The following is a 21,324-nucleotide window of genomic DNA, read 5'->3' on the forward strand; positions in this document are numbered from 1 at the left end:
CGCTGAAAACCGGATTTTCTTGACCTGCCTCACGACAACAGCGGGAACAGTACCGAAGTACAGGATGGCAACCACGCACGACTGAATACACTGGATTTATCGAATATTTTCCAGTCCATATCAGGAGTGTTGTTATGAAAACATCCATGCTTGCTACCGTGATCTGTGCATCGGCGTTGCTGTTGCCTGTTGTTGCATCGGCCAGTGACGACATGCAGGCCGTTCAGGGTAGCGTCGTTTTTGCCCAGAATTGCCATGCTTGCCACTCAGAAGATTCCAGCAAGAATACCTTTGGCCCAAGTCTGACCGGTGTCGTGGGTCGCAAGGCTGGTTCGCTGCCACGGTTTGCCTATTCGGATGCGCTGCGGGCATCCGGCATTACCTGGAATGAAGACAAGCTGCGCTTGTGGGTGCAAGACAATGAGAAGCTGGTGCCTGGCACCCGGATGCGTCACGTGTCGATTACCGACAAGGCGGAGCAGGATTATCTGATTGCTTATCTGAAGACGTTGTAATGTGACACGGAGGGTATTCCCACGCTCCGAGTGGGAATACTGACCTGCCAGGCTCGCAAATACACGGTTCTTATAGACTATGCCTTTGCAGCTTTGCAGCCCGTACTCCCAATCTTTCCCTTCCCAGCTTTCTTCCCAGCTTTCTTCCCAGCTTTCTTCCCAGCTTTCTTCCCAACACCAGCCTGCCAACACTTCCCTGAATCAGCGCCATAACTGTTGTGTGAACTCTGTCGCCCTGAATACAGGCTTGAGGCAATCGACCGGAACCTCTGGCAGGTTGCAGTATCGCACTTTGTGTATTCGGGAATACCGGGGTTGAACCCGCGTGAGTCCTGCCATTTTTATTCTGTGTGTTTACGAGGTATTTTTCTCATGTTTTCTGGTACCTGTCCTTTTGAATATAAAACTGCGGTAGCCCTGTTATTTTCAGGCATTTTCCATTTGATTGCGTTGTTACTGGTATTTCTGGCATTCAGCGATTTTTTCTCGGGCTTGTGGAACCCGGAGGTCGAAATGGTCACCCACGTGATCAAATCGATCAACAATCTGATCATCGCGCTGGCGATGTATGAACTCGGTGTCGGGGTGGGTAAGGAATACACCTCCGATGTGGCTGGGGAGAGTATTTTTGTCAGCGTGCGCCGTACCATTTCCCGTTTTGTCGGCACCGTCTGTATCGCTCTGGTGCTGGAAGCGCTGATTATGATTATTAAATACAGTCAGCTGGAGCTGGCGGGCAACCTCTACTACCCAGTGGCGATTTTGGTCGCGTGTGCTTTGTTACTGGCATCACTGGGGGTATTCCTGGCGTTGACGCGCCGGGTATGTGAAGAAGATCAGCTCAGCTGCAATATTCAGCATCAATCGGCAAACGCCACGCAGGGCAGTGCGGCAGAGAGCAGTGCAGCTGCCCAGCCAGCCAGGGCATAAATCCGCTGTCACACGGTGCCCTGTTTGAAGTGTCGGAATGTTTACTTCAGATGTATCTGCAAGCCGGTTGGCTCAAAGTTCGATCGGAAAACTCGGAGTCTTTTCGATCAGTTCTATTTTGTAGCCGTCCGGGTCTTCGACAAAAGCAATCACTGTTTTACCACCGGCCACCGGGCCCGCTTCGCGAGTTACCTTGCCTCCGCTGGCGCGAATTTTATCGCAAGCTGCGGCAGCGTCGTCTACTTCCAGTGCAATATGGCCGTAGGCATTGCCGAGGTCATATTCGCTCTGGCCCCAGTTATAGGTCAGCTCCAGCACAGCGCCTTCACTTTCTGGCTGATAACCAACGAAGGCGAGTGTGTACTGGTAATCTTTATTGTCGTGCTGACGCAACAGTTCCATACCCATCACCTGGGTATAAAAGTCGATGGAGCGTTGCAGGTCGCCTACTCGCAACATGGTGTGCAGCATTCTCATGGTGAACCTCTCTTGTTTATCCGGTTGGGTTGGGTGTTCTGAACCCGTTGCCAGGCAGCCGTTCAGTCCGACGTTTTCTGTTTGTATTCGCACAGGTCTTCTATCAAGCATGAACCACAGCGCGGCTTGCGGGCAATGCAGGTATAACGACCGTGCAAAATAAGCCAGTGGTGGGCATCGAGCTGGAATTCTTTCGGTATCAGCCGTAATAGCCGTTGCTCCACTTCAACCACGTCTTTGCCCGATGCGATACGGGTACGGTTAGATACTCTGAAAATATGGGTGTCGACTGCAATAGTTGGCTGGCCGAACGCTGTGTTCAGCACCACATTGGCGGTTTTTCTGCCAACGCCGGGTAATGCTTCGAGCGCTTCACGGGTTTGAGGCACTTGACTCTGGTGCTGATGGATCAGGATATCGCAGAGATTGATGACGTTTTTGGCCTTGCTGTTAAACAGACCAATGGTTTTGATGTATTGCTTCAGACCCTCTTCACCCAATGCCCGCAACGTTTCTGGAGTATTGGCCACCGGATAGAGCTTGCGAGTGGCCTTATTGACCGACACATCCGTCGCTTGGGCCGACAGCAATACCGCAATCAGCAGCTCAAAAGGGGTGCTGTATTCCAGCTCGGTTTTTGGTTCGGGGTTGGCTGCTCTCAGGCGGCTGAAAATCTCGGTACGTTTTGCTTTATTCATGGAGCAATTCAGAATCAATCACAGGTCAGGGGTGGGTACTGTGCCATGACCGGCCAGCACAGCCCAGCAGATTACGCCCCCTACGGAGAATCCCCGGCTGCGGGGCAATCAAAAAACTTCTAAAGAACTCTGAAGGTGGGCCGTTAACGACTATGAAACTGTTAGGCGGAGCACTGCCAAACACCCATCAGCGATGGTGGTGGCTCCAGATTCTCATAGGAGATAGACCATGCCCCAAATTATTAATACCAACATCGCGTCCTTGAATGCCCAGCGCAACCTGGACAAGTCACAGTCCGCGAATCAGCAGGCTCTGGAGCGTCTGTCTTCGGGTCTTCGCATTAACAGTGCGAAAGATGATGCGGCCGGTTTGGCCATTTCTACCCGTTTTACTTCCCAGATCAAGGGTCTGGGAGTGGCGGTTCGTAACGCCGGTGATGGTATCGCCCTGGCCCAGACCGCAGAAGGTGCGTTGGGTTCGGTGAACGAAAACCTGCAGCGTATTCGTGAATTGGCGGTTCAGTCGGCCAACTCGACCAACTCCGATGTCGATCGTGAGGCGTTGCAGGCAGAAGTGGATCAGCTGGTGGCGGAAATTACCCGTACTTCGGAAGAAACCGATTTTAACGGTCGTAAACTGCTGGATGGTTCTTTTTCTGCGACCTTCCAGATTGGTGCCAATGCCGGTCAAACGGTGGATGTTTCGATTGCTGAACTGACCGCCGACAAGCTCGGTGTGGGTCAGGCTAATGGCGTTAGCGCTCTGGGTAATGAAAACGGCTTGCGCAGCGGCGATCTGATTATTAATGGTACTGCGATTGATCCTTCCCGCAGCGGTGATGACACTTCGTCTGTGTCGGGTCGTGAAGCGTCGGCGATTGCCAAAGTGGCCGCCATCAATGCCAAGTCGGATGAAACCGGTGTCACGGCTGAAGTGAACACTAACGTGGCGTCTGGCAGTGAGATGGTGGCGGGTCAGACCTCCGGTACCATGACGCTGAATGGCGTGGATATCAGTTTGGCAACGGGTGGGCTGGACACCTCTGCCGACCGTGATTCAGTGATTTCTTCCATTAACGCCAAGTCTGACCAGACCGGTGTGGTGGCTACGGACGGTGGTGATGGCGGCGGTGTGACGCTGGAGGCGAAAGATGGCCGTAATATCACGGTGGATCTGGGCACTTCCGGTAACCTGACCGAAGCAGCGACTGGTCTCTCCAGTGGCACCAGCTACGGTGGTTTCACGCTGATTTCTCAGGATGGGTCTGATATCGAAGTTGAAGGTGGTCAGGGCACTGGCACCGGCGATATTCGTAACTCGGGTCTGACGGCGGGCACTTACTCCGGCCGTGCGGCTGCGATTACCAGTACGGTGACTACGTCGTCTATCTCGTCTGCTGAGTCAGCCGCTACCTTTACGACGGCGGATATGTCAATTGCCGCTGGTACGGCTGTTAATGCAACCAACAATACGTTTGAACTCAACGTCAATAACTCTGGGTTCCAGACCCTGACGCTGGATTCTACCTACGATCCTTCTGCCAATGGTGGCACGGGCAGTGTCGGCACGTATGACAATGCCGAAGACCTGGCTTTGCACATCAATAATGCCATTGCCAACGACGCCAACTTCCAGGATGCCGATGGTAATGCCCTGGTCGCCGCGTCTGCTAATGATGATGGCAGCCTGACGTTCACCACGACCGAAGTAGGGGCGGATGCCAATGTCGTTGCTCGCTCTGGCAGCGCCAATATGGATATTGCCACTGCGACATCGGAAACGTCTGGTACCGATGGCGGCAATTATGCCCAAAGCAAGATGGATTTTATTTTTGACGGCGTGAACTCTATTGCTGGCGGTAATACCGTACGTCTGGGCCTGACTGGTTCCGGTACCGGTTCGGTTGCGGCGGCTGCGGGTACTGATCTGACGCTTTCGGCAGGCACTTATACAACCGCCCAATCGTTTGCTGACGAATTGAACAACCAGATTGCGGGTAACGCATCACTGGCGGGCAAGGTTGAAGCCGCTGTTTCTGAGGATGGCAAATCCGTACTGCTGAACTCGGTACTGGCAGATACCGGCACCAACTCCATTACCGCTATCGATGTGGATGCAGCATCCACAACCGTGACCACGCTGGTGAATGAAAACGTTGAGCATCTGGCCAACGGCGATGCGGTGATTACCGACGTTGCGGCCTTTAATACCGCGACTGCGGGTGCGGCCGATACGATCGGCGTTAACGTTGATGGCGCTGGCTTGCAAGACCTCGACCTGTCTACTGCGACGGGCGGTATCGCGGCTATCACTGATGCCGATACCTTGGCAGCAGCGATTAATGAAGTCGCAGCCAACTCCCTGTCAGGCGCGGGTATTACCGCTACCGTGACCGGTGGTCAGGTGGTGATTTCTTCCAACAGTGGTGGCAGTGTGGAAATCGGCGCTGCCGCGACACCGGCTGAAACCGTGGGTGGCGCTGCGGCGGCTATTTCCGATACCACTCAGGCGGATGTTGTGGTCACGGCAGAAGCCGGTACAGCAACAACCGGTAGCTTTAATGTCGATGCTGACGGTAATTTCCTCTCGGGTGACCCGGATGGTGCTGGCACCGATTATGACGCGTCGGCTGCTCCGTTGGTGGTCTCCGCCGGTGAAAATGACACGTTCTCGGTGGCGATTGATGGCGCTGCGGCGCAGGACGTCACCATTGCAGCGGGCAGCTATAACAGTTTGAGTGAGCTGGCGACGGCCATTGACTCCGGCTATGCCGATGCGGCCAGCACGATTGAAGTGGCAGATCTGAGCGGTACGGTTGCCAGTGATTATGACTTTGCGACCGGTGGTGCAACCGATGACCTGGCGATTGCTATCAGCCTGGATGGCGGTGCTGCCCAGACCATTACGATCAATAGCGATCATGAAGGCGCTGATGTTGCAGAATCCCAGGCCAACTTGCTGACCGATCTGCAAAGCCAGCTGGATACCGCGTTTGGTACTGGCAAGGTGCTGGCAGAAATCAACAACGACAAGTTGGAAATCAGTCGTGTGGGTGGCCAGGATGCCGGTAGTGTTGCTCTGACCATTGCCGACACCGGGGTGGGTGACGCTGGTGCGATTACCACAACGGCTTCGGGTACTACAGTACCGGCGATGACAGTGGGTGTATCGGCAGACAATAGCAGCCTGGTGTTCACCTCTGGTAGTACTGGTACCAGTTCCGAAGTGGATGTCACTAACGGCACGTTTGCTATCGAAGGTGGTTTTGTCTCTGGTAGTGAAGTCACCCAGGCGGTGACGCCAAACGCTATGGAAAACGGCGATCTGGTGATTAACGGTACGTCTATTCAGGGTGCCAATGCCAGGGATGATACTGCCTCCGATACTGTCGCCTTGACCAGTGATGCCGCTGCCGGTGGTATCGCCGTAGCCGCTGCGATCAACAAGTCGAGCGCAGAAACCGGGGTGACCGCTGAAGTGAATGCCACCACGATGAATGGTGGTGGTGATACCAGTCTGCTGGACAAAGCGGCTGCCGGATCGACCGGTACGGTGATGATCAATAACGTCGAAACCACGGCGATCAATCTGACCGGTGATGAAGGACGTGACCGTCAAACCGCAATCGATGCAATCAACTCGGTATCCGGTCAGACCGGTGTGATGGCGGAAGATAACGGTGAGTCGATCACCCTGACCGCTGCCGATGGCCGTAACATTTCGGTGGCCATCGACAACAAGGCATCAACCAATGCGGCGGCGGGTTTTGATTCCAGCAACTTTGGTAACGCCATTGGTTTAAGCGCCGATGAAGCCGGAGTGGGTGAAGCGGATCTGTCGGGTACCTCCTCGACCTACGCGAATACCGCCGGCACGACCTATTCAACCGTAACGCTGACTTCGGCCAGTGCGATTGAAGTCAGTAATGGTGAGAACGGTGCTGATGAGCTGTCGGCTCTGGGCTTGCAAGCGGGCACGTACGGCGGTGGTGAAGATGGCCAGTATCTGAAAGATATCGACATCTCGACCTTCGAAGGCGCTCAGTCGGCGATCAAGTCAGTCGACAATGCGATCGAACAGGTGGCTTCCCAGCGTGCCGATCTCGGTGCGATCCAGAACCGTCTGGAATCCACCGTGAGTAACTTGCAAGTGACCTCGGAAAACCTGAATGCGGCCAACTCTCGGATTCAGGATGCAGACTTTGCAGCAGAAACAGCCGAGATGTCTCGTACCCAGGTGTTGCAGCAGGCAGGTATTTCCGTTCTGGCTCAGGCAAACGCTGCAGGTCAGCAAGTTCTGTCTCTGCTGGGTTAACCCACAGACGTGGTGGCCTGACGGCCACCACTGATCGTTTCAAGACCGTGAGGTGAACCACATGAGCGACATTAACGTGAATTCAACCACCAGAATCCCTGCCAACGTTGCCACCATGTATCGTGACAACAACGGCCAGAGTCCACTGGGTACAACCGGAACCGGCAAAGACTTGCCAGCCGCTGGCAACCAGGGGCAGTCAAGCGCCGTTCCTGACCAGCAGCAGGTGCAGGAAGCCATCTCTCGTATTAACGAATACGTGCAGCAATCGGAACGGACACTGGACTTTCAACTGGATGAAAGCAGCGGCGAGACTATTATTCGGGTCTACGACAAGCAGTCCGAAGAACTGATTCGCCAGATTCCCAGTGAACTGGCCCTTGAACTGGCGCAAAAATTGAATGATGAGGAACCATCGTTATTGTTCAGTGCCCAGGTCTAGGCGACAAACAGGATCCGGGATTTCCCGGCTCAAGAAAAACCCGTACTGACCGATAACGTCAGTGTGGGTTTTTTTATGAGTGGTCGAATATGGCCAGCGGGAGTTACTGATGGCATCTATTGAGTCGCTGGGCCTGGGATCTGGCGTGTTGACCACCGAGCTGGTGGAAAACATTATCAATGCCGAGCGCGAGGCCTCGGATCTGAGGCTGGATTCAAAACAGCAGTTGGTAGAAGCTAAAATTACCGCTTATGGCGAAATACAGTCGCAGCTTTCAACGCTCGATTCCGCTGTGAGCAAGCTGGCCAGTCCGTCGTTGGCGAATGCCACTGTGGCGACGTCTTCCAACGAGGAGATTCTTACCGCGACCACTTCCAGCGTGGCCGAACCTGGTAGCTATACCATTGAGGTACTCAATACCGCCAGAGCTCATTCTCTGGCCAGTGACCGTTATACCAGTTTTGATGAAATCGTTGGCACTGGCAAACTGGTCTTCACCTTTGGTGAAAACAACTACGACACCGATGGCAACCTGACCGGACAGGATGTGAACCCGGACAAACCCGGTACTACCATTTCGATCGACAATTCCAATCGCACCCTGAGTGGCATTCGTGATGCCATTAACAGCGCCGATATGGGTGTGACGGCATCTATTATCAACGACGGCAGTGGTTACCGCCTGCTGATGACCTCGGCCGACACCGGTAAAGAGCAAGCCATGCGGATTCAAGCGCTGGACAGCTCCGGGGCCGAGTTAACCACAGGCTTGTCGGCGTTGGCGTTTAATGCTTCCCAGAGCGCCTATTCGTCCCTGGAAGAAACCAGCACCGGACAAGACGCCCAGCTACGGGTCAATGGCCTGAATATTACCCGCAGCAGCAACGCCGTGGATGAAGTGGTGAAGGGCGTTACGCTGAATCTGCAAAATGCCGATGTCGGCAATACGGTGACGGTGACGGTGGCCGCAGATGTGGAGCAGCTATCAGAAAACCTTCAGGCATTTGTCGATGCCTATAATACCTTCAAGCAGTTCAGCGACGAGCTCAGCACCTACGATTCGGCCAACGAACAGGCCGGGTTGTTGCTGGGAGACTCCACCATACGCTCGATCCAGTATCAGGTACGGTCACTGATCAGCCAGCCGATTGCCGGGTTGTCGGGCTCTGCTTTCCGCTCGTTGACGGAACTCGGGGTGAATACCGATCAGAACAACGATTATTTGCTCTATTTTGATCAGACTGCGTTTAACGAGGCGATCACGTCCGACCGCAGTGCCGTTGCCAGTATTCTGGCCAAGTCGGGTCTGACCACCGACAGTCAGGTAACTTACGTCAACGACTCGATCAATACTCAACCAGGCAGCTACGATGTCCATGTCACCCAGCTGGCCACCCAGGCAATGTATCAGGGCGGCCGTGTCGCGGGTCTGGATTTCAGTGCTGCGGTGTCGATTGATGACAGCAACGACAACTTCACCATTCGGGTGAACGGCACCATGGCCCAGGTGCAACTGACCCATGGCAGCTACGACAGTGGCGACGCCCTGGCAAAAGAGCTGGCATTACAAATTAACAGCGCAGAAAACATCGCCAACAGCGGCTTTTCTGTCTCTGTGGATCACAATGCCAGCGATCCGTCGTTCAGTATTACCTCCAACAAATATGGCGCGTCGTCCCAGGTGTATTTCACCAGTGTGGATAACAACACTGCCAATACACTCGGCTTTAATACCCTGAATGCCGGTACTTACAAAGGCGTTGAGCTGACGACCCTGAATGCCTCGGCCTTTAATGGTCGCGGTGCTTCGACATTGGCGGGCAATCGTCCGGTGGCAGACAACAATGGTATTGATTTCGCCAGCAGCAATGCGACTTTTTCGTTGGCGCTGGAGGGTGCCGCAGCGGTAGCGATTACTGTTAGCCAGTCGGCGTCCGGCAAAGATCTGAACAGCGACGGCGTCTATGGTGACCGTCAGGACACCTTGCAGGCGATTCAGAGTGCTATCGACAGTTCTGCCCTGAGTGGCCAGGTGACCGCCGCATTTGACGACAGTGGTTATCTGGCTTTTACCACCAGTGCTACCGGCAGCAGCCATTCGATCGAAATTACGGCGGTGGGCAGTAACAGCTCGGATACGGTATTGGGCTTGAGTGCCGCCGATGGTGTGCAAAGCAACGGCAAAAATCCGGGTGTGACGTTTGCCGAGCCGGTGGACTTCCGGGTCAAGGTGAACGATACCCTTGGCGATACATTGGTCAGTGTACCGGCAGGCACTTACCTGAACGGCGAGGATCTGGCCGCGCAAGTACAGGCCAGCATCAACAGCAGTGTGAGTGCCGACACCAATCTGTCGGCTCTGGTCAGCGGAGCCGACACCAGCACCGGTAGCCGGGATATCAGCAGCGTGATTGATTTTGCCGCTGCGGCGTCTGGTTTTCGTCTTAATGTGGCGGGTAATGAGCAGGAGATTATCGTTAACAGCAGCAGTGGCGATAATCTGGCGGATATCCAGATGGCGCTGGATACCGCCTATGGTAGCGGTGTGGTCAGCGCCAGCCTCGATGGCAGCGGGCTGAAGCTGGTTACCGTTGTTGCTGGTCATGAGCAGTATCTGGAAGTCATGACCGATGGCCGGGGAGCACAGACCTCTGCCTTTGCCGATATCAGCAGCGGCATTGATTTCAGTGCCAGTAACGCCAGTTTTACCCTTACCGTCGATGGTACCGAGCTCCAGGTTAATGTGACGGAAGACGGCACTGGCGGCAGTAACGACTCCGCTTCCAATCTGGCCGTCATTCAACAGGCGGTAGACGAAGCGCTGGTGGATTCAGGCACTTTGGCAGCAGGGGATGTACAGGCAAAGGTGAATGACAGTGGCCAGCTTTACTTTGAGACCGCCAGTAAAAATGGCATCAAAACAGCGGCGACTTTTGGGGCCAGTGCCAGTATTCAGGTTTCTAACCTCAGTGGTAGTGCGGCAACCACTCTGGGTATGAGCGATGAAACCTCGAATACCGGCTACGACGGTATGGGCCTGACGGCAGGTGAGCGCCGTTTCGGGTTTGATCTGGATACCTCGGTCGAGTATCGCTACGACGCTGACAACGAGCTGGGATCATTACACATTACCATTGGCGGGCAGGGCACAGCGATTGGCTTTACTGATCTGGACAGCACTGCGATTTCGTTCCTCGGCTTGCAGGACGTCAGCCTGTATGCCGAAGCGATTCCGGTCGGTAAAGACATTGCTGGCACGATTAATGGCGTAGAAGCAACAGGCTCCGGGCAATTTCTCAAGGCGGTGGATGGCAATACCCCGGCCAAACCGGGTTACTACATTGGCAGCCAGGCGGCCGATTTTTCCTCGCCGGTGACACTCGATGACAGTAATAACCGCTTCAGCATCAATGTTGATGGTGTGGAAGCCGAAGTGGCCCTGGCTCAACCAGCGACTTACATCAGCGGTTCGGCGCTGGCCAGCGCGGTGCAAACGGCGATCAATGGCACCGATGCCTTCAAGAGTGCCGATATCAGCGTCAATGTTGAATACACCGGCGATGCCACTTCATTTGCCTACGGCAAGTTGGGCATTGTGTCCAGCAGCAGCGGCAAGGATTCCCAGGTCACCATGACCAGTGTCAGCAGCGCCGCAACGGCGGTCTTCGGTTTTGTTAAAGGCAAGGGTGACGGCGAGGCAGGTACCGACGCCCAGGGGAATGTGGATGATGCATCCGGCCTGCGGTTAAAAATCACTGGCGGTGAGATCGGCGCTCGCGGCACAGTGACTTATGTGTCCGGCTTTGCCGACCAGTTGTCTGACCTGCTCGACTCCGTTTTGACCGGCAGCAACAGCGTCATCAAAAACAAGCTGGCATCGCTGGATGGTGATCAGGAAGCCATCGACCTGCAGCGGGAAAAACTGGATGCCCGGATTGCCGCTCAGGAAGCGCGATTAAAATCCCAGTTTTTATATAATGACTCGATTATTCAGACCCTTAACACCACGCTCGACTACATTCAGCAGCAGTTTGACGCGCTGAACAATGCCAACAGCAAGTAGAATATATAGCGGAAGATGACATTCAGAAGAAAAACAGTACCGTTGGGCTGGTGTAGCGGAACCATGTCACGCTTTATCGGCAATGGAGTGGTTCCGCTCTGACACAAAAACTACAATCCGCGCTGTAACAAAAAAGCAACCACCCACGGAAATGGCAATGACAAACGACAATAAAATGCTCGTTGAGCAGTTTATACATAATGCCTGGGGAAAGGGTCGATTCAATCTGGTGAAGCAAATGGTGAGCAGGGATTTTCTCTACCATGCGTCCCAGTCCCTTGAAACCAACGACATCGATGGTTTTATCAAAGAGGTCGATGGCCTTCACAGTGCGATTACTGATTTTGATCTCGCGATAGAAGACATTATGACCGATGGTGACCGCGCTATCAGCGTGATGACCTTGTGCGGCAGCTTTATCAAGCCGGTGTTTGGATTTCAGCCTAATCAAAAACTGGTCGGCATTACCTGCGCCATCACCTGGACACTGCAACGTGGCAAGGTGCGTCACATCAACCTGATGATCGACATCGCCCATCTGCAACGGCAGCTGGCAGCCGCCTGAATGCCAGACTTCTGATCCGGGGTCGACTCGACTGGCCGGTTCCCGGATCGGATTCAGCTTTACTCTGTTACCTCTTTGGCCTAACACTTCGCTCTTGTTGAATTCGCAGGCATGCTTCTGCGTTCATTGTTTGGCTATCCCGCGCGAGGTACACACTGATGGCACATGAACAACCGAATAACCCACTGCATGGCTTGACTCTGGAAAGCATACTGAAGCGTCTGGTTGAACATTATGGCTGGCCGGGATTAGCTCAGGAAATCAACCTGAATTGTTTCAAGAGCGATCCGTCGATCAAATCGTCGCTGAAGTTTTTACGCAAAACCGAATGGGCACGCAACAAGGTCGAAGCGCTGTATCTTGCTACTTTTTAATCCGGTTTCCGGTTAACCGGCATTGGACTTAACTGGATTGAACTGGCGATTAACCGTCGACTGCGGGCAAGATAACACTGGTGGGGCTTGCTCAAACGACAACGATTTTTACTGGGCGAAATACTCCAGCGCTACCCGGTAACCCAATGTCCCCATTCCGGCAATGACGGCTTCAGCACGCAAGGATACATAGGAGTGGTGACGGAAGGACTCGCGTTTGTGGACGTTGGAAATATGCACTTCGACCACGGCTGACTCAAACGCATTCAGGGCATCCAGTATGGCGACCGAGGTATGGGTATAAGCTGCCGGGTTGATAATAATGCCCTGGGCGTGGTCGCGGGCGGCATGAATCTGGTCGATAATCTCGCCTTCATGGTTACTCTGAAAAAATTCGATCGTCAGATCCAGTTCGGTGCCGCGCTGACGCATCTTGTCTTCAACATCCTGCAGGGTTTCGTCGCCGTAGATCTCCGGTTGACGCTTGCCCAGCAGGTTCAGGTTCGGGCCATTCAGAACGTAAATCAGTTTGCTCATGGTTGTATCCGTAAATGTCTTGGCAGGATCAATGCTCGGTTAAGGATGCCAGTTTACCGGATACCGGTCTGCTGCAGGTAAACAAAACGGCTGTCGTATGCTGCTGGAACCCGGGTCAGGTTGATCACTTCACTGAAGTTACACTGCGATAACGAGTGAAAAAATCAACGCTGGCAAAGCTACCGAGGTAATCAGTCGTCCCAGCGTTGGTATTTCATGTGCTTTGATTACACCACGGCGGACGATCAGAAAGCCGATAGCAATCAGAATAAATATCGGCGTAGTGACTGACAAAACTGCCAGCATAATGGGCTTTCTCCCGGCCGGGTTATAACAGCAGTAGCAGCACGGCGGTGAGGGTAAAAAACGACGCGACTGTGGTAATCAGCAAGCTGCTGGCACAGAAGTTACGCATGCCGTAATTACTGCCGATAATCGGGAATATGGCAGCCATAGGTAAGGCAGCGTAAACGATGGTCAGGGTTTGCAACGTCGGATCAAAGTCTGGCCAAGCCATCAATACCAGCACTACCGCGAGCGGGTGGATAACCAGTTTGATGGTACTGACCAGGCTGATGTCGCGCCAGCTACCCCGTATCGGGTTGCCGACGAGGGAGCCACCAATGACCAGCAAGGCGATGGCCGCTGCTGCGTTACCCAGCAGCGTCAGAGTTCGCGCTGCGGCCTGTGGCAGTTCCAGTCCGGATACCGACACCAACAGGCCAAAAAAGATGGCGATCAGTACTGGGTTTTTGGCCAGACGTTGGGCGATGCCAGCCAGAATCACCGTAATGGCCACGGTTTCCTGGTGGCGCTCCTTGCTGCTGCCGAGCTCTGCCAGCACCAGCATGGCAGGCAGAATCACGATATTCTCGACCATCACCGCAAAGGCAAAGGTATGCCCCCATTCTTCGCCAAATGCTTGTACTACCACCGGATAGCCAATAAAAATGCTGTTTGGCATCGAACATCCCAACGTTTTTATCGCACTTTCAGATAAGCCATTACGGAAGATGCCGCGAAACAGCAACAGGGCGACGATCTGGGCCAGCAAGGCCCCAACGGCGTAAACACCAAGAAAATCCCAGGCCAGTACCTTGGAAAAATCCAGCCGTGCTACGGTGGCGAAGGTTAATGCCGGAATCAGGCAGAACAGCACCAGTTTGGATAATACCGGCAGCGTATCCTTGGGCATGAAGCGGCTGTGTACCAGGTAAAAACCCAAGCCAATCACGGCAAAAATAGGAATGATAATAGAAAGAATGGGCAGCATCTGGGGCGAATCCTGGCAAATGATTATTGTTGGAGTGATCAACAGGTTACCTGCGTTACAGGGCTGGACGCTATCACGTCTGGCTATTGCGCTGACAATTCAAAGTTGTATAAAGCGATTCAATTAATTGTTGTGCATGGTATTGCTTGTTCGTTGTGCGACCGTAGGCTTTGCCACGAGGCGACCATTTTAAGGAAAACGACATGTGGATGGGGTTTGAACCAGGGTTCTGGTTATTGGCAGCAATCGCTGTATTGATCACGGGTATTTCCAAATCCGGCTTTGCTGGAGGCGTTGGTGTCGTAGCAGTGCCTTTGATGTCGCTGTATATCGATCCTCGTCAGGCGGCGGCCATTATGTTGCCGCTGTTATTGCTGATGGACTTTTTCAGCGTGCGCGTCTGGTGGGGCAAACAAAACCTGCAGGAATTTTGGCGACTGATCGGGCCAGCGGCGATCGGTATCGCAATAGGTTATGCGCTGTTTGGCTGGCTCAATGCCGAAATCATTAAAATGATGCTGGGTATCTTGTCGTTGGCGTTTGCCGTGTGGGGATTGAGCAACAACTTGCAGCTGGGTGAGCAGCAACAAGGACGATTACTGGTTGCCCGTCTCTGCGGTTTAACGACCGGTTTTACCAGTTTTGTCGCCCATGCCGGTGGGCCACCGCTGAATTTATATTTGTTGCCGTTACGTCTGCCCCGGCAGGAATACCTGGCAACGGTCGTGGTGACTATCGCCTGTGTGAATGTAATCAAACTGATTCCCTACGGTCTGCTGGGACAACTCAGCACGGGTAATCTGCTGACGGCCGTTATGCTGATGCCCATCGCCTGGGTTGGTGTGCGCTATGGGGTGAAGTTGCAGGCGGTGATTGATGACAAAACTTTCTACCGGGTTATCTATCTGGCACTGGGGTTAATCGGTATCAAGCTGTTGTGGGATGCGTTCTGACGGTTACGTCTCGGATAGCAATAGCCCGTCGTGCTGGTGCGGCTTTGTTGTTTGTTGTCAGTCGACCCGGCTAATAGGATTAGGATATTGAGCCGGGATAACGGACGGCAATGCAGGGGTGACGAACCAAGGGGCGGGTGTTGTCACGGCAAGTTGCCATGACAACGGTAAGATGATGCTCAACCGACGTTGGCAAACTCACATTCGGGCAAGGTACGGACATGTTCCTGAATCAACTGCTTTGCGACTCGTCCGCAACAACCGCAGTCTGTTGCCAGGCCAAGTGACCGACGCATTTCGCCATAACTTTGTCCTTGCTCAACAGCGTCTTTGACTTGCTGATTGGTTACGGCCTTACACAGACAAACATACATATCCGGATCCCCATAATCGAGAATGACTATCAATGAAAGAGAGTTTATCTAAATGATAAGAGTTTGCAATAGCTTTCGCGTCATTAATTTCAGTATTCTTGGTCTAAGCTGATTCTTCTCGTTGCGGCTGAGCAAACACCCATCGTGACCGGATGGGTGACTCCACCGCGTTAGCAGGTCGATACACTGCTATTCCTGAGCATCAAGGTGTTGCTTTACCATTGCCTGATGCAAGTATCTAGCCAGTATGTATGACCTTTGGCTGGCTGTTGAAAATCGACCTGCATCGCGATGGCTGCGTTAAAAATGACCGTAAATGCGCATTTATTACCTCTAAAAGTTGCTTTTCAGTCATTGTTGCCTTGTCTGTAAACCGACAGTTGAAATAACGCCCACGGCTACAAAAACGTTTTCCAACCGCCGGTGGGGCATCTTGCGAATTTGTCAGCAATCCGTTGTCGGCAATACTACATTGCGAGTTAGCAGCACTGTGGTCGGGTAGTGGCTGGGATAATGGAGTGAGGAGTGGAGTGAGGAGTGGAGTGAGGAGTGGAGTGAGGAGTGGAGTGAGCGGCCAGGTAGAAATGTTTAAGCGGACAAGAGCGCATTCCCGGAGGCAGACCACAGCAGGCCGTTATTGGCCTCTGCTGTGGTTTTGATGACGCAGACGATGCCAGCAGGATCAGTTGTGCGCGTGCAGCTCTTCGTTCAGCTGAATGGCACTCTTGTTGGTAACGCACTGTACCGCACCACTGATGGAGTCACGACGGAACAGCAGGTCAGATTTGCCCGCCAGGTCACGGCCCTTGACGGTTTCGACCACGTTTTTCTGGTCGTCCAGTACCAGAATCTTGGTGCCAGAGGTGATGTACAGACCTGCTTCAACCGTACAACGATCTCCCAGTGGGATACCGATACCGGCGTTGGCACCAATCAGGCAACTTTCACCGACAGAGATAATGATATTGCCGCCACCAGACAGGGTGCCCATAGTAGAACAGCCACCGCCAAGGTCGGAACCGTTACCGACCACCACCCCGGCAGAGATACGGCCTTCCACCATGGAAACGCCTTCGGTACCAGCGTTAAAGTTGACGAAACCTTCGTGCATGATGGTGGTGCCTTCGCCAATGTAGGCACCCAACCGGACACGGGAGGTGTCGGCAATACGCACACCCGCCGGTACCACGTAGTCGGTCATGCGCGGGAATTTATCCACGCTGTTCACACTCAGCAGTGTGCCGTTCAAGCGGGCATCGAGCTGGGCGGCGGGCAGTTCGGCAAGGTCGATCGCCCCCTGGTTGGTCCAGGCGACGTTGGGCAGCAAGCCAAACATGCCGGCCAGGTTGATACCATGTGGTTTGACCAGTCGATGCGAGAGCAGGTGCAATTTGAGGTACACCTCTGGCGTGCTGGTGGACTGGGTGTCCGTTTCCAGTACGGTGATAACAACCGGCTGTTCGCTTTCAATACAGGCGCGGGCGAGACCGGCCTGGGTTGCATCCAGTTCGGCCAGGGCATCAGCAAATGCGCTCAGGTCGCCGCCATCGGCTTCAATAGTCTGGTTGCCGCCGTCGTAGCCGAATGCACTTTTGGCGGCTTCAATCAGGCTGTCGGCCGGATTCAGCAGGGGTTGTGAGTAAAAGACTTCCAGCCATTCTCCCTTGCTGTTTTTGGTGCCGACGCCAATGGCCAGTGCAAATGCATTACTCATGTCGTATTCCTCGATTCGAGCGCGTCCGGACAGGCCCGGACGGTCAGTTAGTCAATGGGTTTGGTTAAACAGGGATTCGTAGTCACCCGGCTTGAAGCCAAGTATTTTCTGGTTGCCGGTATCCAGCAGCGGGCGTTTGATAATCGATGGGTTGTCGAGCATGACCTGGCGGGCGCTGGTGCGATCCATCTGCGTTTTTAGTGGTTCTGGCAGGGCACGCCAAGTGGTGCCGCGTTTGTTGATCAGTGCCTCCCAGCCAAGCTCATCCAGCCATTGGTCAACCAGCGTGGCACTCAATCCGTCTTTTTTATAATCGTGAAAGGTGAAGTCAATGGCTGCGTTATCCAGCCAGCTGCGGGCCTTTTTGATGGTGTCGCAGTTTTTGATGCCGTACATGGTGATCATGATGAAAGTCGCTGCCAAAAATCGAAAGGCGCAAGGATACCAAACCGGACGGCTGAGTTCAGCGTGCAGGTAATATTAGCGCAGGTTTTTTGGTGTTATCGGGCTGCGATCAGGGCTTGAAGGTGACGCCAGCAGAATCTGGGGTGCTGTGTTACTGCCGTTGCTGGCGTGTCTCATGCTGAAAGGCACTGAGTAAATCCTGCAGTTCGGTAACGGATTGCTGTAGTGCGTCACCGGGCAACGTCGAGGGTGCTCTGCTGCAGCGTTCTTCGATCAGGCCAGCGGTGGAGGCAATACGCAGGGCGCAGATATTTTCTGCTGCTGCTCTCAGGCCGCGGGCGGTGTTGACCAGAGTGTCGATATCGCCCTGATCAACTGCGTGTTGCATACCGGTCAGACTGTAGGTAGCGCGAGTGGTGAACATATCGACCAAGCGTTTTTGCAGCGGACGATTGTGATTGATCCTATCCATCAAGGCGCCATGATCCCAGTGCATTTGCTTGCTTGATCCGCGGTGTTGGGTTGTATTCTGATCGGGATGTGCGGACGGCAAATAGTGTTTCAGGGTAAGAAACAGGGCGGCGGGTTCCAGTGGCTTGGTCAGGTATTCGTTCATTCCGGCAGCCAGACATTTTTCCCGTTCGCCAGCGACAGCGGCGGCCGTCAGGGCAATAACAGGCACACCGGCATAATGTTTTCCGGTACGTCCCTGACGAATAGCCTGGGTTGCCTGATAGCCATCCAGATTGGGCATCTGGCAGTCCATCAGAATCAGTGAAACAGCGTCTTCGCTGCTGCCATCCAGTATCGATAGCACTTCGACGCCGTCTTTGGCTTCCAGTATGGTCGCGCCGGTATCCTCCAGCAAACCCTTGACGACCTCTCGGTTAATGCGGTGATCGTCCGCGACGATGATGGATTTTCCGTCAAAGAGGTTGGCGGTATGCGTCGGGTTTGGGGGAATTGCGGGTTTGGTTGACAGCGGTGGCGTTCCGGGAGCTGGCGACGTTGAATGGCGCGTGAGCAAGGACGTCAGAGAGCGTTCCAGCGTGACAGTGGTAATAGGCCGATCAGCGAGAATGACGCCATTGGGCATATCTTGTGGCAGCAATACACAGGAACTGGGAGTCGCCAGTAGCAGGCTGTGTGGCTGGTCGGGAAGCGCAGCAAGTACCGCCTGTACCCTGTCAAAATCGATACAATCGAGCACCAGAATGTCGGCAGAGGTATTGATCAGCGTCGACTCGTTGAGTTGGCTGGAAGGACAGATGTCGGTCTGGACATTCCAGTGCCGGAGCATGTTGTTAATGACTCGCGCTTCCTGCTCTGACCGGAGTGAAATAAGCACTCGCTGAGGGGATTCCAGACCGCTTGGCATGGGTGAGTGATCTTGCATCCGCAGAGGTTCCAGTGGTAAGGAAAAGGCGAACGTACTGCCCTGGCCCGGGTTGCTTTCCAGCGTCAGTGTGCCGCCCATCAATTCACATAACTGGCGTGAAATGGACAGCCCCAGACCGGTACCACCATAGTGACGGGCAGTGCTGTTTTTTTCCTGGGAAAACTCGGTAAATATCTGTTGCTGTCGTTCCGGAGCAATACCGATGCCGGTATCCATGACCTGGCACTCAAGCTGGCATTGGCCGTGCTCGTCTGCAGCGGTTTTGACGTTGACCAGAACATGGCCGTGGGGGGTGAATTTGATGGCATTGCCGATCAGGTTATTCAGGAGCTGGCGGATACGATTGGCATCCCCCTTGACCAGATTGACCTGGATATCGGAGAGGTCAGCCAGTAGCTCGACATCCTTGTCCATGGTTTGTACGTACATGGTCGAGACGGTGGAATGAAACAGCTGCAGCAGGTCGAACTCGATATGTTCAATGTCCATCTTGCCCGCTTCAATTTTGGAGAAGTCGAGAATATCGTTAATCAGCTGGGTCAGTGCTCGTACGCTGTTTTCGGCCATATCGAGCTGGCGTTCCTGACGTTCTGTCAGGGTGTCCTTGCGCAACAGGCTGAGCATGCCAAAAACGCCATTCATGGGTGTCCGAATCTCATGACTCATCTTGGCCAGAAAATCACTTTTGGAATGATTGGCTTCATGGGCTTGCTGCAAGGCAAATTCCAGCTGGTGTGTCCGATCAGCGACTTCCTCTTCGAGGCGCCGATTACTTGATTCCAACAGCTGTCGGGAACGGATCTCCTCCGTGACGTCGGTAATAAGGATGGAAACCCGGTCGCGTATATGTTCCGGCGTCTGAATACAGTTGCAGTTAATGCTCAGCTGCACCGAGTTGCCTTTGAGGGTTTCATTAACGAGCAGCGATTGGCTTTGTCCACTGGTGATGGTGTCATGGATCGCCTCGGTGATTTCTTTGGCCGAATCATGGAACAGCGATGCCACCGGGCGTTCCTGAATATTGGCGGCATACAGGCTAAACATGTGTTCTGCAGCGGGGTTACAGCTGGTAATTCGGCCCTGTGTGTCAATACTGAGGATCGCTTCTGATGATGACGAAAAAATGGCCTGATATTGACCATTGATGGCGGCCTTGCGGCTTCTTTCCTGAAGCGCCTGGTGATAGAGAAATACGATAATAATCGCAATCAGGTAGACCGGCAGCGATACGCTCTGGTACTGGAATATCTGTTGCAGAGTGCTGGACTGGATATCGGCATCGCTGAAGCCCTCCAGCAGGTGTAAGGCTCTGGGGTTCTTGCCGCCGTTGTAGGGTATGGTCTGGGCCTTGTAGTAAAAAGTCCCTCCTGAGCGGGTATCCAGCTGGTGCAAATTCCGGCCGTTCAGCTCTGGTGCCGAGCCAAAGTAGGAAGGCCAGGTGGAAGGCGTTCCCAGCTCAAAGGCAAATACCTGGCGTTTGTCGGGGTGAATCAGGAAGTTTAGGTCGTTATCCAGCAGGTAGGCATCGGCGCTTTTATGATTGTTGCGAATAATATCCAGCAAGGGGCCGGCATCGATATTGATAATCACGATACCAAACACCGTACTGTCATCACGGTGGACAGCCATAGCAATCCGATAGGTTGGCCATACCGGAAAATCCAGCTCGCCAAACTCCCGGTTCAACTCAATGGAAGAGACATAGAGGTTATGAGGGGTCAGCTCCATCGACTCTTTGAAATAGCGGGTATCGCCTTTCTCCTGCATGTCCTTGTCGGGAATGATATTAATGATGCCATTGCGGCGTTCTACTCGCACCAGCTCACGGCCATTGTTCTGTTGGCCGATGTAGCGGATTTGGCGAATGTGGTCGTTGACCTGCAAATAGGCAAAAAAGATGGTTTCCAGTCGCTGCTTCCACTCTGCCAGTGAGGTTCCGTCCTGCGGGTCGGTGCCGAGATTGTCCGATGCTCTCAGAATGCCTTTGATTGGCGGCACACTGCCGAGAAAGACCGAGTGATTGCGATCGGTAGCCAGCTGGTTTTCAAAGCGGGTAGACAGCCTTTTCAGCTCGGATTCGGTATCACTGGCGAGAGATTCTTTTGCTGACTGGTGCGCGACAAACAGTTGAATAAACGCCAACCCAACGTACAGGATCGCAGAGACCCCGATCCAGAGATAAAAATTCTTGCCATTCATTCTGAAACAAAACTCCTGCCCAGTCAGCCCGGATAGCGTCAAAAAGCGTGTCGCTTGCGGCTGGCTGTGCGTTGTATGGATAGGGGTCATC

General features: G+C 53.7%; 17 protein-coding genes. 8 read left to right on the forward strand and 9 right to left on the reverse strand.

Annotation, left to right across the window (positions count from 1 at the left end; translation table 11 throughout):
* Positions 1-134 precede the first annotated feature (134 nt).
* Positions 135-515 (forward strand): cytochrome c family protein, encoded by a 381-nt coding sequence (locus tag SOJ49_RS06100; RefSeq protein ID WP_369857344.1) that lies wholly within the window; start codon positions 135-137, stop codon positions 513-515.
* Between the two features lie 372 nt (positions 516-887).
* Positions 888-1,445, forward strand: a complete 558-nt coding sequence (locus SOJ49_RS06105) for a hypothetical protein (RefSeq protein WP_369857345.1) — start codon at positions 888-890, stop codon at positions 1,443-1,445.
* A 72-nt stretch (positions 1,446-1,517) separates the two neighbouring features.
* Here SOJ49_RS06105 and gloA read toward each other — a convergent pair whose 3' ends face one another.
* Complete coding sequence (gene gloA / locus SOJ49_RS06110) at positions 1,518-1,922, reverse strand: lactoylglutathione lyase (RefSeq protein ID WP_369857346.1); 405 nt, start codon at positions 1,920-1,922, stop codon at positions 1,518-1,520.
* Between the two features lie 62 nt (positions 1,923-1,984).
* Positions 1,985-2,620, reverse strand: coding sequence for an endonuclease III (nth, locus tag SOJ49_RS06115; protein ID WP_369857347.1), 636 nt, complete (start codon positions 2,618-2,620; stop codon positions 1,985-1,987).
* A 229-nt stretch (positions 2,621-2,849) separates the two neighbouring features.
* Between nth and SOJ49_RS06120 the strand changes: the two genes are divergently transcribed.
* From SOJ49_RS06120 to SOJ49_RS06140, 5 genes are all read left to right on the forward strand, one after another.
* Positions 2,850-6,935, forward strand: a complete 4,086-nt coding sequence (locus SOJ49_RS06120) for a flagellin (RefSeq protein ID WP_369857348.1) — start codon at positions 2,850-2,852, stop codon at positions 6,933-6,935.
* Positions 6,936-6,996: 61 nt separating this feature from the next.
* Positions 6,997-7,377, forward strand: coding sequence for a flagellar protein FlaG (locus SOJ49_RS06125; RefSeq protein WP_369857349.1), 381 nt, complete (start codon positions 6,997-6,999; stop codon positions 7,375-7,377).
* A 109-nt stretch (positions 7,378-7,486) separates the two neighbouring features.
* Positions 7,487-11,440 (forward strand): flagellar filament capping protein FliD, encoded by a 3,954-nt coding sequence (gene fliD, locus SOJ49_RS06130; RefSeq protein ID WP_369857350.1) that lies wholly within the window; start codon positions 7,487-7,489, stop codon positions 11,438-11,440.
* 157 nt (positions 11,441-11,597) lie between these two features.
* Positions 11,598-12,005, forward strand: a complete 408-nt coding sequence (locus SOJ49_RS06135; RefSeq protein WP_369857351.1) for an ester cyclase — start codon at positions 11,598-11,600, stop codon at positions 12,003-12,005.
* A gap of 158 nt (positions 12,006-12,163) precedes the next feature.
* Positions 12,164-12,379: a VF530 family DNA-binding protein gene (locus SOJ49_RS06140; RefSeq protein ID WP_369857352.1), complete on the forward strand. Its 216-nt coding sequence runs from the start codon at positions 12,164-12,166 to the stop codon at positions 12,377-12,379.
* Between the two features lie 108 nt (positions 12,380-12,487).
* Here the strand turns inward: SOJ49_RS06140 and aroQ are convergent, their stop codons facing one another.
* The 3 genes from aroQ to SOJ49_RS06155 all read right to left on the reverse strand — a co-directional run bounded on the left by aroQ (position 12,488) and on the right by SOJ49_RS06155 (position 14,189).
* Positions 12,488-12,916, reverse strand: a complete 429-nt coding sequence (gene aroQ / locus SOJ49_RS06145; protein WP_369857353.1) for a type II 3-dehydroquinate dehydratase — start codon at positions 12,914-12,916, stop codon at positions 12,488-12,490.
* Between the two features lie 138 nt (positions 12,917-13,054).
* On the reverse strand, positions 13,055-13,222 hold the full coding sequence (locus SOJ49_RS06150; protein WP_369857354.1) for a hypothetical protein: 168 nt from the start codon (positions 13,220-13,222) through the stop codon (positions 13,055-13,057).
* A gap of 22 nt (positions 13,223-13,244) precedes the next feature.
* Positions 13,245-14,189 carry an AEC family transporter gene (locus tag SOJ49_RS06155; protein ID WP_369857355.1) on the reverse strand — a complete coding sequence of 315 codons (945 nt, stop codon included), beginning with the start codon at positions 14,187-14,189 and terminating at the stop codon, positions 13,245-13,247.
* 203 nt (positions 14,190-14,392) lie between these two features.
* On the opposite strand from SOJ49_RS06155, the gene SOJ49_RS06160 reads away from it, so the two are divergent.
* Positions 14,393-15,142 (forward strand): sulfite exporter TauE/SafE family protein, encoded by a 750-nt coding sequence (locus SOJ49_RS06160; protein WP_369857356.1) that lies wholly within the window; start codon positions 14,393-14,395, stop codon positions 15,140-15,142.
* Between the two features lie 179 nt (positions 15,143-15,321).
* Here SOJ49_RS06160 and SOJ49_RS06165 read toward each other — a convergent pair whose 3' ends face one another.
* The 4 genes from SOJ49_RS06165 to SOJ49_RS06180 form a co-directional block, all read right to left on the reverse strand.
* Positions 15,322-15,516, reverse strand: a complete 195-nt coding sequence (locus SOJ49_RS06165) for a (2Fe-2S)-binding protein (RefSeq protein ID WP_369857357.1) — start codon at positions 15,514-15,516, stop codon at positions 15,322-15,324.
* A gap of 682 nt (positions 15,517-16,198) precedes the next feature.
* Positions 16,199-17,230 carry a 2,3,4,5-tetrahydropyridine-2,6-dicarboxylate N-succinyltransferase gene (gene dapD / locus SOJ49_RS06170; RefSeq protein ID WP_369857358.1) on the reverse strand — a complete coding sequence of 344 codons (1,032 nt, stop codon included), beginning with the start codon at positions 17,228-17,230 and terminating at the stop codon, positions 16,199-16,201.
* A gap of 51 nt (positions 17,231-17,281) precedes the next feature.
* Positions 17,282-17,635, reverse strand: coding sequence for an ArsC family reductase (locus SOJ49_RS06175; RefSeq protein WP_369857359.1), 354 nt, complete (start codon positions 17,633-17,635; stop codon positions 17,282-17,284).
* 151 nt (positions 17,636-17,786) lie between these two features.
* On the reverse strand, positions 17,787-21,233 hold the full coding sequence (locus SOJ49_RS06180; RefSeq protein WP_369857360.1) for an ATP-binding protein: 3,447 nt from the start codon (positions 21,231-21,233) through the stop codon (positions 17,787-17,789).
* Between the last annotated feature and the right edge of the window lie 91 nt (positions 21,234-21,324).

Origin of the sequence: Candidatus Thalassolituus haligoni (genome assembly GCF_041222825.1) — a bacterium.
Classification (GTDB): Bacteria; Pseudomonadota; Gammaproteobacteria; order Pseudomonadales; family Oceanobacteraceae; genus Oceanobacter; species Oceanobacter antarcticus.